Origin of the sequence: Paenibacillus sp. FSL F4-0243 (assembly GCF_037963295.1) — a bacterium.
Classification (GTDB): Bacteria; Bacillota; Bacilli; order Paenibacillales; family Paenibacillaceae; genus Paenibacillus_AQ.
In genome coordinates, this window is sequence record NZ_CP150151.1 from 1,933,062 (window position 1) to 1,946,742 (window position 13,681).

A 13,681-nucleotide genomic window follows, 5' to 3' on the forward strand; every position below is an offset into this window, starting at 1 on the left:
TGAGAGAAATGTATCCATTCGGAAAAGGTATAAAAAGATATTTACCGCTTCTGCTGCTTATGATTCCATTATCGTTGTACGTTATTTTTTATTTTGGACCCTCTATGATGACGGTCATTTATTCATTTACAGATATTACTAACGTTCCAGGAAGCAAATTGAATTTCGTAGGCCTTGACAATTATTACAGTGTTTTTAACTCCGGAAATTCAGGCGAACGATGGGATTCCATTATACGAACAGTTTATTTCATGGTCATTGTTACAATCGTACAAAACGGTGTCGGTCTCCTTATGGCCGTAGTGATTAATCAGAAGCTGAAAGGCGATTATTTTTATCGCGCAGTTTTCTTTTTGCCGGTTGTGCTCGGTGTATCGGTAGTTGCACTGGTATGGGGCTTGATGTTCGATCCGCTAAGTGGTCCCGTAAATCAACTGTATGATTCATTGTTCGGTTATAAAGATATGTTCTTTGGAAGCTTCACCCATGCGTTTGGTTATATAATATTCACGCAAATTTGGATGTACATGGGTTACTCCATGCTGATTTTCCTTGCAGGTCTTCAATCCGTTCCGAAAGATCTGTATGAAGCTGGATATATTGATGGTACCACGAAGTGGCAATCTTTTAAGAACATTACGTTCCCACTTATTGCTCCATCGTTCACCATTAATATTATTTTGTCCATTATCGGTGCGATGTCGACCTTTGATATTATTCTCGCAACTACGGACGGTCGCTTTAACACAAGAACGATGGCTTATGACGTGTATAAAGAGACGTTCCGTGGTTCTCTACAGATGGGACTTCCATCCGCGCTTTCTGTGGTGCAGTTCCTTATGATTCTGGTCTTCGTTGTATTTGCAGTTAAACAAATGCGTAAGAGAGAGGTGGAGTATTAATGAAAGATTCCAAAACCGCCAAAACTCTCTCCTATATTCTGATTGCAGTATTGCTTGTTTTGTATATCATGCCACTATTGTTTGTAATAAACATTTCATTCAAGTCTTTTTCGGACTATTTGCTAGACCCGATCGGACTTGTGAAAAGTATTCAATGGGATAATTACAAGGAAGCTTGGTTAAAAGGTAATTTCTCTAATTATTTCATTAACAGTTTGCTGTACACAGTTGTAGCAACAGTGCTAACACTAATCGTGTCGTTATTCGGAGCTTTCCCGGTGGCGAGAAATTATGTGAAGTGGAGCGGGTTTATTTATTTGTTCTTCTTGATGTCACAGTTCTTGCCTAACCCTATGGTTGCACAGTTCAAATTGATGCTTACCTTGAAACAAGAGCTTGGATTCGTGGGCTATGATACGAAGCTGGGTTATATTCTCCTAAAAACAGGAGGAACAGGGATCGTCTTCATGATGTTCGTAGGTTATATTAAAGGGATCAGCCGTGAGATGGATGAAGCTGCAGGTATGGATGGTGCTGGGTATATGCGGTATTTATTCCAGATCATTATGCCACTGATGAAACCTGTTATCGCAACAGGTGTTATCCTGACGGCGATTACCATTTGGAATGACTTTGTAGGTCCAATCATGTATTTGCCAAGTCCGGAACATTATCCAATTACCTTCGGGCTTAAAGAATTCCGCGGTCAATACGGAAACAACTGGCCTATGTTGGCGTGCGGTATCATGATCGTATCCGCACCACTTATCGTCCTGTACACCTTCATTCAAAAGTATATCGTTGACGGTGCATTGGCAGGTGCGGTTAAAGCTTAAGTAGATGTGTAAATGAGAGGATGGGGACAATGGACCGCAAAAAAAATCAAGGCTTTGAATTCACCGGAAAGGACGGGGAGTTCAAGCTTCAGCAACCGGATCATAGTAGTTTCTTATACTTCCCTCTAGTAAATGAGGGGGGAATGATGTCGACTGTAACCCCGAAGCTTCATGGTCAGGCGACAACAGGTCATAATACATTTTTAACACCGCCATTATCTGTTGAAGATTTGCATAATTCACGCGCCTCGCGTAATTTCTGGGTTTACGTCGAAGGCAAGGGTGCTTGGTCTGCAGCTGGAAACTCTGCTAAGCAAAATGCAGCGTTCTACACCCCATCTGCTGATGATGCAGTACTTGAGGCTGGATTTCTATGGCATCGTGTGACTCGCAGCAACTCTGAGATGGGTGTCAAAGCTGAGATTACCAGCTTCGTACCTAGCGGTAACGACAAGGTAGAACTTATGAAAGTTACGTTGACGAATACGGGAACAGAGGAGCTTACTCTTACGCCAACGGCGGTAGTTCCCTTGTATGCCCGTTCCGCAGATGATCTGCGCGATCACAGACATGTAACTTCACTGCTGAACCGGATTTACACCTCAGCTTATGGTGTTGAGGTTCAACCTGCACTATCTTTCGATGAGCGTGGTCATCGCATTAATCACACTTCTTACGGTGTATTTGGTGCAGAAGGTGATGGCAGTCAGCCTGATGGTTTCTTCCCGATTCAAGAAGAATTTATCGGTGAAGGTGGAAGTCTTGACTGGCCAGAAGCTGTTATTCTGAATGCTACGCCAGAGATTGGTAAAGGTGGCGGCGTGGATAGAGAGGGTTATGAAGCCGTTGGTGGTCTTCGTTTTACTTCAATTACCTTGTCTTCTGGTGCAAGCCATTCTTATGTCGTAGTTATGGCAATTGATAGTGATAGAATTAACGTTGAAGCGTTGATGAGTAAATATGGTACATCTGAAGCTTTTGATCATCTGCTAGAGGAAACTAAAATGTTCTGGGCAGACAAAGTGAATATGGTTGAATTTCATACCGGCGACTCGGATGCAGATCAATGGATGAAATGGGTAACCATCCAACCAGTCCTTAGAAGACTGTATGGTAACTCCTTCTTACCGTATCATGATTATGGAAGAGGCGGACGTGGCTGGCGAGATCTTTGGCAAGACTGTCTGGCACTGCTCATTATGGAGCCTGCCGAAGTTCGTAGCCTACTCTTCAACAATTACGCTGGTGTGAGAATTGATGGCAGTAACGCAACCATTATCGGTCAACAGCCAGGTGAATTTATCGCTGACCGTAACAATATCCCTCGTGTATGGATGGATCATGGGGCATGGCCATTTTTAACAACGATGCTCTATCTGGATCAGAGTGGTGATCTTGATTTCTTGTTGCAAGAACAGACTTATTTCCGGGATACTTTTATGAGTCGTTGTAAGGAACGTGACACTTCATGGAATACCTCTGTAGGCAGTGATCTTAGAACAGTTTCTGGGGAAATCTACAAAGGTACAATTCTGGAACACATTTTACTGCAAAATCTAGTTCCGTTCTTTAATGTAGGAGAACATAATAATATCCTGCTCGAAGGCGCGGACTGGAATGATGGCCTTGATATGGGGGCGGATCGCGGAGAGAGTGTAGCATTTACATCTTTCTATGCTAGCAATCTATTGGATATTTCCCGGGTCCTACGTAACCTTAAGACTTCTAAAGGTCAGGAAACTGTTGAATTAGCCGAAGAAATGCAGCTACTGCTGGATACCCTTAACGAGTCTGTGGATTATGGTTCTGTATCAGGTAAACATGAGAGATTGGATCGATATTATGCTGCCGCACCAAATAAGGTGAGTGGAGTTCGTGTATCTCTCGATATTGATAAAGTAGCTGACGATCTGGAACAAAAAGCGGAATGGTTATTTAACCATTTGCGTAGCAACGAGTGGGTACAGAGTGAGAATGGCGATGGCTGGTTTAATGGTTATTATAATAACGATGGTGAACAGGTAGAGGGTGAATTTTCTGAAGGCGTTCGTATGACGCTTACGGGCCAAGTGTTCCCGCTTATGGGTCATGCAGCGGCTCCGGAGCAAATTCCACACATTATAGCTGCTGTAGATCGTAATCTATTTGATGATAAGATTGGATACAGGCTTAATTCACGTTTCGGTGGGATTCAGCAAAATCTGGGTCGTGCTTTTGGTTTTGCTTTTGGCCATAAAGAAAATGGGGCCATGTTCAGTCACATGACCATCATGTACGGAAATGCGTTGTACAAACGTGGTTATGTAAAAGAAGGTCATAAGGTCCTCGAATCTCTTTACAGCTTGAGTACGGATTTCGAAAAAGCTCGTATCTACCCAGGTATTCCTGAATATATTAACGAGCAAGGCAGAGGGATGTACACGTATCTAACAGGCTCCGCAAGCTGGCTCTTGCTAACCATGGTCACTGAAGTATTTGGTGTGAAGGGCAAGCTGGGAGATCTATTGTTAGAACCTAAATTAGTAAAAGAACAATTTGATTCCGAGGGTAAAGCATCAATTAAGACGATCTTTGCAGATCGTGAGTTTGAAGTGGTCTATAAAGCCACTGGAAGCTTTAACTACGGAGAGTACCAAATACACTCCGTTACGTTGAACGGCAGCGGGGTGACGCTGCAGCGCGGCTCAGGAAGTGCGATTATTCCACGTGAGGAGCTACTTGCTCTGCAGACAGAGAAGCTTCACGTGATTGAAGTGACTCTGGCGTAATCTTAACTAGAATTTTTATAAACGTCTGCACCGTTATGAATAGCGGCTGCAGACGTTTTTTTGAAAATTATAAAAACTAAGGTTCTTCATAAATGATATAATGGGGCTAATTTACTTATTTGTTGAATGATTGAAAGGGGTTTGTGTAGGATGGGTTACAGGCTGTCAAATGGCGTATTATCTGTGGATATCGCTGATATTGGAGAAGATTATAAAGGGACTCGTTTTGACTGGACGGGGTTTATCACACAGGTTACGTTAGAAAAGGGTAACCATACGTTTTGTGTGCCAGAGAGCTTGAAGGAAGGCGAGGGTACTGGCGGAAGTGGACTATGCAACGAGTTTGGCATTTCCCGGGCAATTGGGTATGATGAAGCGCCGATCGGAGGCTGGTTTCCAAAGCCCGGAATCGGATTGTTACAAAAGCTGGATTCGCAGAGCTATAGCTTTCATAATAAATATCCACTAACCCCCTTTGCTGTTGATATGGAGGTTAGGGATGATTCGATTACATATACTGTCCAGCCGATGGAAAGTGATGGATACGCGATGCTTTTGACCAAAACGATCTCTATAAAGGACGACCAATTGAAAATTGCATATGAATTGCATAACAAAGGGGATAAGCCAATCCAAACCGAGGAGTACATCCACAATTTCGTAGGAATTGATGGTTTGAATATAGGTTCGGATTTTGAGTTGCGCCTCTCGAATGGGCTCAAAGTAGTAGAACCAGAATCTCAATACACGAATAATTTGCTAGAGGTATCTGGTAATACCCTTACTTGGTCAGAAGAGCCAGATCGGTCATTTTACTGCAAGCTGAGTGGCTGGGGAGGCCCAGAGGCTGAGTTCAATTGGGAGTTGGTTCATAAGCCTAGTGGAACAGGAGTACGCGAAAGCGGAGATTTCCCAGTAGCACGAATGGCGCTATGGGGAGAACGCCATGTGGTCTCACCTGAAGTTTTTGTGAACATTAGTCTTTTACCGCATGAAAGCAAGTCCTGGAGCCGAACTTATCATTTTTTCACGTCATGATAAGCAGTAATCAAAGCTTTTATGTGAATAATTATACTTGCTGGTGTGTGAGATTATTGCTATCATAAGCGATATCCATATTGATAGGAGAGAAAGGGTGGGGAGTAGTTTTGAATAAGAGAGCATACAATTTTAATGCCGGACCGGCAGCATTGCCGCTTACGGTACTGGAACGCGCACAAGCGGAGTTTGTTGATTTCCGAGAAAGTGGAATGTCTATCATGGAGATGTCGCACCGTGGAGCAATCTACGAATCCGTGCATAATGAAGCGCAGGAACGTCTGCTTTCGCTCCTCGGCAATCCGAAGGGCTATAAGGTATTGTTCGTACAAGGTGGAGCAAGCACACAGTTTGCTATGATCCCTATGAACCTGATTTCCGAAGGCCAAGTAGGTAGCTATGTTATGACAGGTAGCTGGGCAGATAAGGCTTATAAAGAAGCTAAATTGGTAGGGGGCGCTCATGTTGCTGCTTCTTCCGAAGACAAGAAATTCTTAGCTATACCTGAATTGAGTTCGATTAAAGCTGCGGAAAATGCTGCCTACCTTCACGTTACTTCCAATGAGACCATTGAAGGAACGCAATATGCAGAATATCCGGATGCTGGCTCGATTCCGCTCATCGCAGATATGTCCAGTGATATCCTTTGCCGGCCAATCGATGTCAACCAATTCGGAATGATCTATGCTGGAGCACAAAAGAACCTTGGTCCTTCCGGTGTGACTGTAGTTATTGCTAAAGAGGAATTGCTCGCAGAATCACCTTCTAACATTCCAACTATCATGCGTTACAGCACTCATTACAAAAATAACTCTCTTTACAATACACCTCCATCTTTCTCTGTATATATGGTTAACGAAGTATTAAAATGGATTGAGGAGCAAGGTGGTCTTGCTGGTATCCATTCCAAGAACCTTGAAAAAGCGGGTCTATTATATGATCACATCGATGGAAGTGACGGCTTCTACAGTGGTGTTGCTGAGAAGAGCAGTCGCTCCATTATGAACGTTACCTTCCGGATGCAATCGGAAGAACTCGAAAAACGGTTTGTTAAAGCTGCTGAACTGGAAGGTTTTGTCGGCTTAAAGGGACATCGTAGTGTGGGTGGCTTGCGCGCTTCCATTTACAATGCAGTTCCTTACGAAAGTGTTAAAGCACTTTCTGATTTCATGAACCATTTCCGGCAAACTCAAGGTTAATGAACTCTATCGTAAACCTTCCGCCTATGGGTGGAAGGTTTTCAGTTTGTTTGGAGAAGCTATGGTTATGCAGTAGAGTAAAACATCTGGCTATTAAGCCTTTAGAGAGGAAGGAACCATATAATGGCACTCCATATCGTATTAGTTGAGCCGGAAATACCGGCCAATACTGGAAACATTGCGCGTACCTGCGCAGCAACAGGCACTCATCTTCATTTGGTTCGCCCGCTCGGATTCCGTACAGACGATGCTACATTGAAAAGAGCAGGATTGGATTACTGGCACGCTGTTAACATTGAATACCACGACTCTTTTGCTGAGGTACTTGAGAAGTACAGTGAGGGACGTTTCTTTTACGCAACGACGAAAGCGGAGAAGAGATATAGCGATTTTGATTTTCAAGATGGAGACTTCTTTGTCTTTGGTAAAGAAACGAAGGGGCTTTCTGCTGAAATTCTGGAAGCGGGTAAAGAAACAAAAATGCGCATGCCAATGAGTGATGCCGTGAGATCGCTTAATTTATCGAATTCTGCAGCTATTATTGTATATGAAGCCCTTCGACAGCTGGATTTTCCTAATCTTGTTTAGAAAAAAGACATTTTTTTTGTTTTTTTTCAGCAGGATTCGACATTTTAATAACGAAATATAATGAATGAGCCGAAATATATAGTAGCTACAAATTATTAGTTGAACAGGAGAGGTGTACGTTAGATATGAAACCTGCTGGTGTAGTTCGCAAAGTGGATCAGCTGGGTAGAATTGTTCTGCCTAAGTCCCTGCGTAAAAGGTATCAGATGAATGAAGGCGACCCGGTTGAAATTTTGGTACAGGGTGACCATATCATCTTGGAGCGTTACCGTCCAAAATGTGTTTTCTGCGGATCAATGGAAGGTGTGAGTGAATATAAAGATCGTTATATTTGCGCTGCATGCCTCTCAGAAATGACGCAATTGCCAAGACACGCCTAGGAAGTACATATTTACACATTTAGAATTCTGACAGCCAATAGTTTTCTAAAAAAAGAAACTGTCCCATTCGTAGATTTCTCTACTTATGTGGCAGTTTTTTTGTTTCAGGCTTATAAAAAATGCCTCAGAGCCAAGTGGCTGCTGAGGCATTTCTTGCTTATAGACCTTTTGTTTTGTCGTCGTTGTAAGATGAGGTAAGGATGCCGACCATAAATAACACAAATACGATAGTTACGATCCAAAAGGTTAATGAGAACGACATACTGGCACCTCCATTAGCAAATGTATTCGTTATCAAGATTATACCCTGCAAATCAATAAAAATAAACGCAAATGTGATATGTTGCATAGACATTTTACTATAATCATTTAAAAAACAGGAAATTGGTTGGTACAGCTCTAAGATTTCCGTCTGATGGCTTGTTGACTACTCTTCCATTGAAGATGAGTGATGACGATCCTCCACCATCCAGATTATAAGCATCCATGACACCCATGTTATATAGCTTGTTCTGAATTTCCTCTAGTCGGGCACCAGAGCTGCCAAGCTCATTATAGCCATCCGCTACAAAGATGAGAAGCTGATCATCCTTATAATTACCGATTACTGTACGTGGCGCCCGATTGGGGGATGTTTTCCACTTTTCCGGGATCGGTACTTTGACGTTATTCTTAAGTAGAACAGGCACAAAGGTTGCACCAAATACGGGTTCGAGTTGATCTAACTGTGCGCGACTGTAAAATTTCCCGCCGATTAACTGTCCGGACTTGTTCAGACCTACGAAGCTGAGATCCTTGAATGTCGGCTCGAAACCATTGAGATACTTTCCATCAACCACAGTAGTGCTTAAGGGATATCGTTTTCCGGCTTTATCCGCAAAACCTCCAGCATTAATACCTGCAATAGCACCATGACTTTGTACAGCGTGCATAGTGGTTTCTGCGCCACCAGTAGCTTCCTTCGCAAGACTCATTTGCATCGCAGTTGGATCCTTCAATTTGATCTTCAAAGCATAGGCCTTATAGTTACCTGGATTCAGCTTATACAGCTCGATTCTAATCCGGTCGCTAGTAAGGACCTCAGAAGGTATTCCAAGCTTGGCAGATATCCGGCGGTTATAGATAAGCTCAGGACGGCTCGCTTGAGTCTTCGCTGTCTCGACTAACTTATTCATAGCAGTAGTGGTTCCTTTATATAGCTTAGCGCTAGCGCTGACTGCATCTATGGTGTAGGATGCAGTGCCTTCGGCTAGGGTTAAATCCTTTTTTAGGACAGCTGTTTCATTCAAAGGCCCTGAGATAGGTGCGAATTGTCCTACATCAAGATCCAGCTCGAGCGGAGGTCTATACCACCACATACATATCAGTAAACCTAAAAAAGGTGCGGTCAGAAGCATAAAGAAACGGTTCACTCTCTTGACTGGCGTCATCATTTGATCAGATCCATTTCTTTCTTCAAAGCTTCTAACTGTTTGCTAACTTCGCTCAATTGCGTATATAGCTTATTACTATTGTCTGTCTTGGCACTTGCATTATCTTTAGTGAAGGTTAATAGTTCGTTAAAACTTTGTACTGTATTCTGCAATTCCTTCACTTCTTCAGTGAGAACGGCAATTTTCGACTCATAGTCGGTCTTCAGAACGGTAAGCTGCTGCTGGCTCTGATTGCTAAGTTCGCTCAGCACTTGCTGCTTCAAATGGTTTGTGTAGCTGTATACAGCATATACACCGATTCCAATCATCACGATCCAGAACAGTAAAAACCATTTTACGGAAGGGCCGCTTCTCACAGCAGCACGGCGCGAGTGTACCGGGGACGTTTCCGCTAGCGGTTGCATTTGATCACCTCGGGTTGGTCTTTTTTTCAAGTCCCCATTCTATCAGACTTTGACTAGTTTCGCAAAAATGTAAGAGAGTGTGAAAACTAGAAAAAGTAATTGCATCCTATTAAACTACTGCGATACAATTTCTATAGATTGGAATTTCTGATAGACGTACTCAAGGTAACCAGCGAGAGAATAAACGAACAAGTCATCATACTTCCTTGCTTGCGTTTAAACCGGAAACGCTGCGGCGCTTTCCTTTCTGGATGATTATATAAAGCAGGGGGTCTGGGCATTAATGATGAAGGTTTGGCAGGTGGTTATTGTGGGGTGTCATCCTACAAGTATGCTGGGGACAAAATTGATTTTGGAAGAGGGAGGAGAGCTTAAAGTTCTAGGAATGTATTCAACTTGGGACGAAGGCGCTTCCATCGTAAGGGAAAAGAATCCCGAGCTAGTGCTGGCAGATTATCATATGCCTGAAGGTAATATTGAGAGTGTGCTGTTAAATATGAAAAAAAGCTCACCAAACTCACATTTTGTCGTAATGACGGATGAAGACGGCAGGGATCTGCTTCAGCCCCTCATAGAGCTGGGAGCCAGCGGGATCTTCTCCAAAGGAGCTTCTCCTCATCAGCTTTTACAGCTGATCCTGGGTTTGCGGGTGGGTTTTCTTTCAATGCCGCTAGAATGGATAGAAAAAGGATCCTGGCCGATTTCGACTTCTAAAGGACTGGATGATGTTCTTCAATTGACACAGACAGAGATGTTTATTATGGAGCGAATCGTTCAGGGGATTACTTATGATAAAATAGCGCTTGAAATTGCAGTAAGTCGTCGTTCGATTGACAATTACTTGCGCAAAATTTATGTGAAGCTTGATGTTTCGACGCGAGCGCAGGCCATTGAGAAATTTGCTCTCTTTTCAAGACAAAACAGACAAATCTACGCATAACCCAAGCTATACGACATAATGACGGGAAAGGCGGAATATTCTTGAAATAGAAGAAAGCATATCACGTTAAATGGATAATCGTCCTCGGAAGAGGAAAACTAAACCATTTCTACTTGGTACTAGGGAAGGGGGATTTCGCATGCTTTACCAATTTTCTGCTCGCGCGCACACACTGCTATCGTCACCGCTTCTAAGTATTCGCACCCAAACACGGAGAAGCTCCATGATATCGCTTGCTGAAGAATTACCAGCGGAAGAACTGTTCCCATTATCGCTGCTTGCCGAAGCAGCCTCTACGGTGATTTCTGCAGATGCAGGAGCACTTCAATATGGTGATCCTGCAGGGTATGGTCCACTTCGGGAGTGGCTTGCCGGGGATTGGCTCAGAGAAAAAGGGGTAACTGTTACTGAGGGTGGAGTTCTGCTAACAACGGGGAGCCAGCAAGCGATTGATTTGTTGTCGCGGGTGTATATTGATCCGGGAGATCGTGTATTAGTAGAAAATCCGACATCTCCAGGATTCTTGCAAACTCTTCGGATGCAGGGTGCCATCATTATTCCTGTAGAGGGTGACTTGGACGGGCTTCATCCAGATCATTTGCGGAGGCAAATTGAACTGCATAACCCTAAGATGTTGTTCGCAACACCAAGCTTTACGAATCCAAGTGGCATCCTATGGAGCTTAGAAAGACGGCGTGAGGTGTTGGATCTTTGCATCGCGTATAACATCCTGATTGTAGAAGATGATTCTTATGGTGATCTACATTTCCAGAAGTATGGTGAACATTGGGCCACAAGATATCCATCCTTGTATGCGCTGGAAAATATAAGTGATGGCGGACACGTATTATATATCGGTTCGTTCAGCAAGACCGTTGCGCCCGCGCTGCGGACGGGCTGGGCTGCAGGTAGCCGGGAAGTGATCGGGATGATGGCTGCTGCCAAGCAGATGGCAGACTGGCAATCGAGCGCATTAAATCAGCGGCTCTTGCATCATTTGTTGGATGTGACCGCTTTTGATCTTCGTGAGCATATTGCGCAGCTGAACCGAGAATATAACACCCGACTGAAGTTAATGGTTGAACTGCTAAAACGTCCAGCTTGGAAAGGAAGCTCCTACGACCTGCCGTCAGGAGGTATGTTTCTATGGGTATCTCCACCGGAGGGGATGGATGTTATGGCACTGCTAAAATGTGCGCTAGGTAAGGGAGTGGCATTTTTGCCAGGACCGTTATGTAGCGTAGATGGAAGCGGAAATCACATTCGTCTTAACTTCAGCCATCCCGGCCGGGATGAGCTGCTACTTGGTATGAATCTGATGAGCGAGGCGGTTAAGGAGTTCACGGCTCGGAGTTAGGTGGGTGCTGATCCATTGTACCGTGAAGAGCGTGCTTAATGAATGTTTAAGGAATCTGATGGATCGGACATAAAAATGTGATGAACAGGTTGATGAACGGTCAAATGCAAAGGCAGATGTGCGATCAGATGCGCAAGGTGATGTGTTGCAGGTTGAACTGGCAGCTCAATTTATGACACACCGGAAAATCATAACAGACAGAGTGAGGCATTAGGCAAGGCGTAGAGTGGGGAGAAGGCCATTATAGGGAATTTGTCCCTATAACTGGCTGATTTATATTCTGGAATGGAGATTATAGGGAATCTCTCCCTATAAATTTCAGAAAAAGCCCTTTTTGTGGAGTGATCTATGCATTTATAGGGAGGAATTCCCTATATATCGGATTTTAGTGCGTATATTGAGTAATTATAGGGATGATTTCCCTTTAATTTAACTTATCAGCTTGAGACTAATACTTCGAAGGTTAGTTCTGTTTCTATGGCTTAACGGATTGGAACACAAAAAGCATCCCGTTGATGGGATGCTTTTTGGCGTTACCTAGACATTGTTACGTGTGCATTAGAATAATAAGTTTAAAGTCCGAGTGAAAGATCAGAACCTGATTAAAAGACGAAAATCGAAGTGAAAGTTCAAAATCGGATAATGATAAAAGTCAGAGTGAAAGATCAAAAGCAGAGAAAAAGATAAAGGCTCCAGCAAAAAATTGAAATTGAAAGAATTTTTTGCTTAGCATAAGCAAGCTAATTACTGTGATGATTGCTGTCATGGGGTACGCCGCCAGTTATAGCGGCGTATTCTACTAGCGCGGCCTGACCGGCTGGGGTCAGGGTATAGCGCCCACGGCTGACACGGTGGAACCAGCCGTAGTAGTTGTGCTGCAGCATAGCGGCGGCGTTCGGTACGCCGCTACGCTTCCGCAGCTCGGCCGGAGAGATCCCGGCCGAGCGGGCGCTTGAGGCAGCGCTAGGGGCACCGCTTCGCGTGCCAGCCGCCGCTGCCTCCCGTGCTGCCGTGTCCCCGGCAGCACGCCCCTCCGGCGCTGCGCTCAGCGCCGGAGCCTGTGCAGCGGTGCTCGCCGCTGCACGTTTGCCCGCTGCGAGCGAAGCCTTCGCAGCGGGCTTCTCGGCAGCGACGGCGGCTTCCGCCTCCGCTGCCTGCAGAGAAAGCGCGACACGCAGCGCTTTCTCTCGGTAGGCCGTCACGAGCTTGACGCGCGTGCTGCCACCGGTGTTGTAGTCTCCGCTGCGCTCGCGGAACTCATAGAGCAGGCGCTCGCGCCGCCGCTTGTTGCTGCGCTGCGCAGGTGGCGTCTCGTCCGGCTCGACGAGCACCTCGACCAGCGGGGCCTTGGTCTTATAAAAAACAACGGTGATCAACCCGAGACCAAGGCGGCGGCACAGTCCGCTAAGCTCGCCCCAGCGCTGGTTCACCGCCCCTTTTTTATCACGGACACGTTCTACTGCGAGATAGACCGTAGGACTGAGCTTTAGCCGTTCCACGCCTTGCAGGAGCAAGGCGAGGTTGAACGATTTTTTCATCTCTACGATTAGAGGGTGCTCTAAATCCTCACGAATACCCACCAAATCACAAGTCCGAACCTCACCCTTGATGCTGTATCCTTGCTTTTCAAAAAAAACCTTCAAAGGAGCATACAGCTCCGTTTCATGTCGTACCGCCATAGTGTCACTCCCGTAGCTCTTTTTTTCGGGTTCTCATTAAGGTTTTACTGCGATTTTATGATTCTCTATTATAGCACAGCAAAAAAGAGGTCAACTATTCCGCGCTTGCCGCATAGGTATGTAATACACTTTTTAACGCTATAGGAGAGCAAGTAGG

Annotated in this window: 12 protein-coding genes; 9 read left to right on the forward strand and 3 right to left on the reverse strand. The window is 44.6% G+C overall.

Annotated elements, in window-relative coordinates; translation table 11 throughout:
* Positions 1-8 precede the first annotated feature (8 nt).
* The 7 genes from NSS87_RS08620 (at position 9) to NSS87_RS08650 (ending at position 7,711) form a co-directional block, all read left to right on the forward strand.
* Positions 9-902 carry a sugar ABC transporter permease gene (locus NSS87_RS08620; RefSeq protein ID WP_042186236.1) on the forward strand — a complete coding sequence of 298 codons (894 nt, stop codon included), beginning with the start codon at positions 9-11 and terminating at the stop codon, positions 900-902.
* Positions 902-1,738: a carbohydrate ABC transporter permease gene (locus tag NSS87_RS08625; protein WP_042186238.1), complete on the forward strand. Its 837-nt coding sequence runs from the start codon at positions 902-904 to the stop codon at positions 1,736-1,738. The genes NSS87_RS08620 and NSS87_RS08625 overlap by 1 nt, the downstream gene beginning before the upstream one ends.
* A gap of 29 nt (positions 1,739-1,767) precedes the next feature.
* Positions 1,768-4,506, forward strand: a complete 2,739-nt coding sequence (locus NSS87_RS08630) for a cellobiose phosphorylase (RefSeq protein WP_339246288.1) — start codon at positions 1,768-1,770, stop codon at positions 4,504-4,506.
* 150 nt (positions 4,507-4,656) lie between these two features.
* The gene (locus tag NSS87_RS08635) at positions 4,657-5,544 is read left to right on the forward strand and encodes a hypothetical protein (protein ID WP_339246290.1); all 888 of its coding nucleotides are present in this window, start codon (positions 4,657-4,659) and stop codon (positions 5,542-5,544) included.
* A 110-nt stretch (positions 5,545-5,654) separates the two neighbouring features.
* A complete protein-coding gene (serC, locus tag NSS87_RS08640) occupies positions 5,655-6,743 on the forward strand; it encodes a 3-phosphoserine/phosphohydroxythreonine transaminase (protein WP_042186243.1) in 1,089 nt (362 codons plus the stop codon).
* A gap of 123 nt (positions 6,744-6,866) precedes the next feature.
* Entirely contained in the window at positions 6,867-7,331 is a 465-nt protein-coding gene (trmL, locus tag NSS87_RS08645; protein WP_042125678.1) for a tRNA (uridine(34)/cytosine(34)/5-carboxymethylaminomethyluridine(34)-2'-O)-methyltransferase TrmL, read from the forward strand.
* A 125-nt stretch (positions 7,332-7,456) separates the two neighbouring features.
* The gene (locus tag NSS87_RS08650) at positions 7,457-7,711 is read left to right on the forward strand and encodes an AbrB/MazE/SpoVT family DNA-binding domain-containing protein (RefSeq protein ID WP_039871533.1); all 255 of its coding nucleotides are present in this window, start codon (positions 7,457-7,459) and stop codon (positions 7,709-7,711) included.
* Positions 7,712-8,076: 365 nt separating this feature from the next.
* Here NSS87_RS08650 and NSS87_RS08655 read toward each other — a convergent pair whose 3' ends face one another.
* Both NSS87_RS08655 and NSS87_RS08660 read right to left on the reverse strand, forming a co-directional pair.
* The gene (locus tag NSS87_RS08655; RefSeq protein WP_143759516.1) at positions 8,077-9,144 is read right to left on the reverse strand and encodes a phosphodiester glycosidase family protein; all 1,068 of its coding nucleotides are present in this window, start codon (positions 9,142-9,144) and stop codon (positions 8,077-8,079) included.
* The gene (locus NSS87_RS08660; protein ID WP_042186244.1) at positions 9,141-9,548 is read right to left on the reverse strand and encodes a hypothetical protein; all 408 of its coding nucleotides are present in this window, start codon (positions 9,546-9,548) and stop codon (positions 9,141-9,143) included. The genes NSS87_RS08655 and NSS87_RS08660 overlap by 4 nt, the downstream gene beginning before the upstream one ends.
* Before the next feature lie 283 nt (positions 9,549-9,831).
* Here NSS87_RS08660 and NSS87_RS08665 point away from each other — a divergent pair, with 283 nt between their 5' ends.
* Positions 9,832-10,488 carry a response regulator transcription factor gene (locus NSS87_RS08665; RefSeq protein WP_042186245.1) on the forward strand — a complete coding sequence of 219 codons (657 nt, stop codon included), beginning with the start codon at positions 9,832-9,834 and terminating at the stop codon, positions 10,486-10,488.
* A gap of 139 nt (positions 10,489-10,627) precedes the next feature.
* A complete protein-coding gene (locus NSS87_RS08670) occupies positions 10,628-11,845 on the forward strand; it encodes a PLP-dependent aminotransferase family protein (RefSeq protein WP_339246299.1) in 1,218 nt (405 codons plus the stop codon).
* 740 nt (positions 11,846-12,585) lie between these two features.
* Here the strand turns inward: NSS87_RS08670 and NSS87_RS08675 are convergent.
* A complete protein-coding gene (locus tag NSS87_RS08675; RefSeq protein ID WP_339246301.1) occupies positions 12,586-13,524 on the reverse strand; it encodes a DUF2161 family putative PD-(D/E)XK-type phosphodiesterase in 939 nt (312 codons plus the stop codon).
* Between the last annotated feature and the right edge of the window lie 157 nt (positions 13,525-13,681).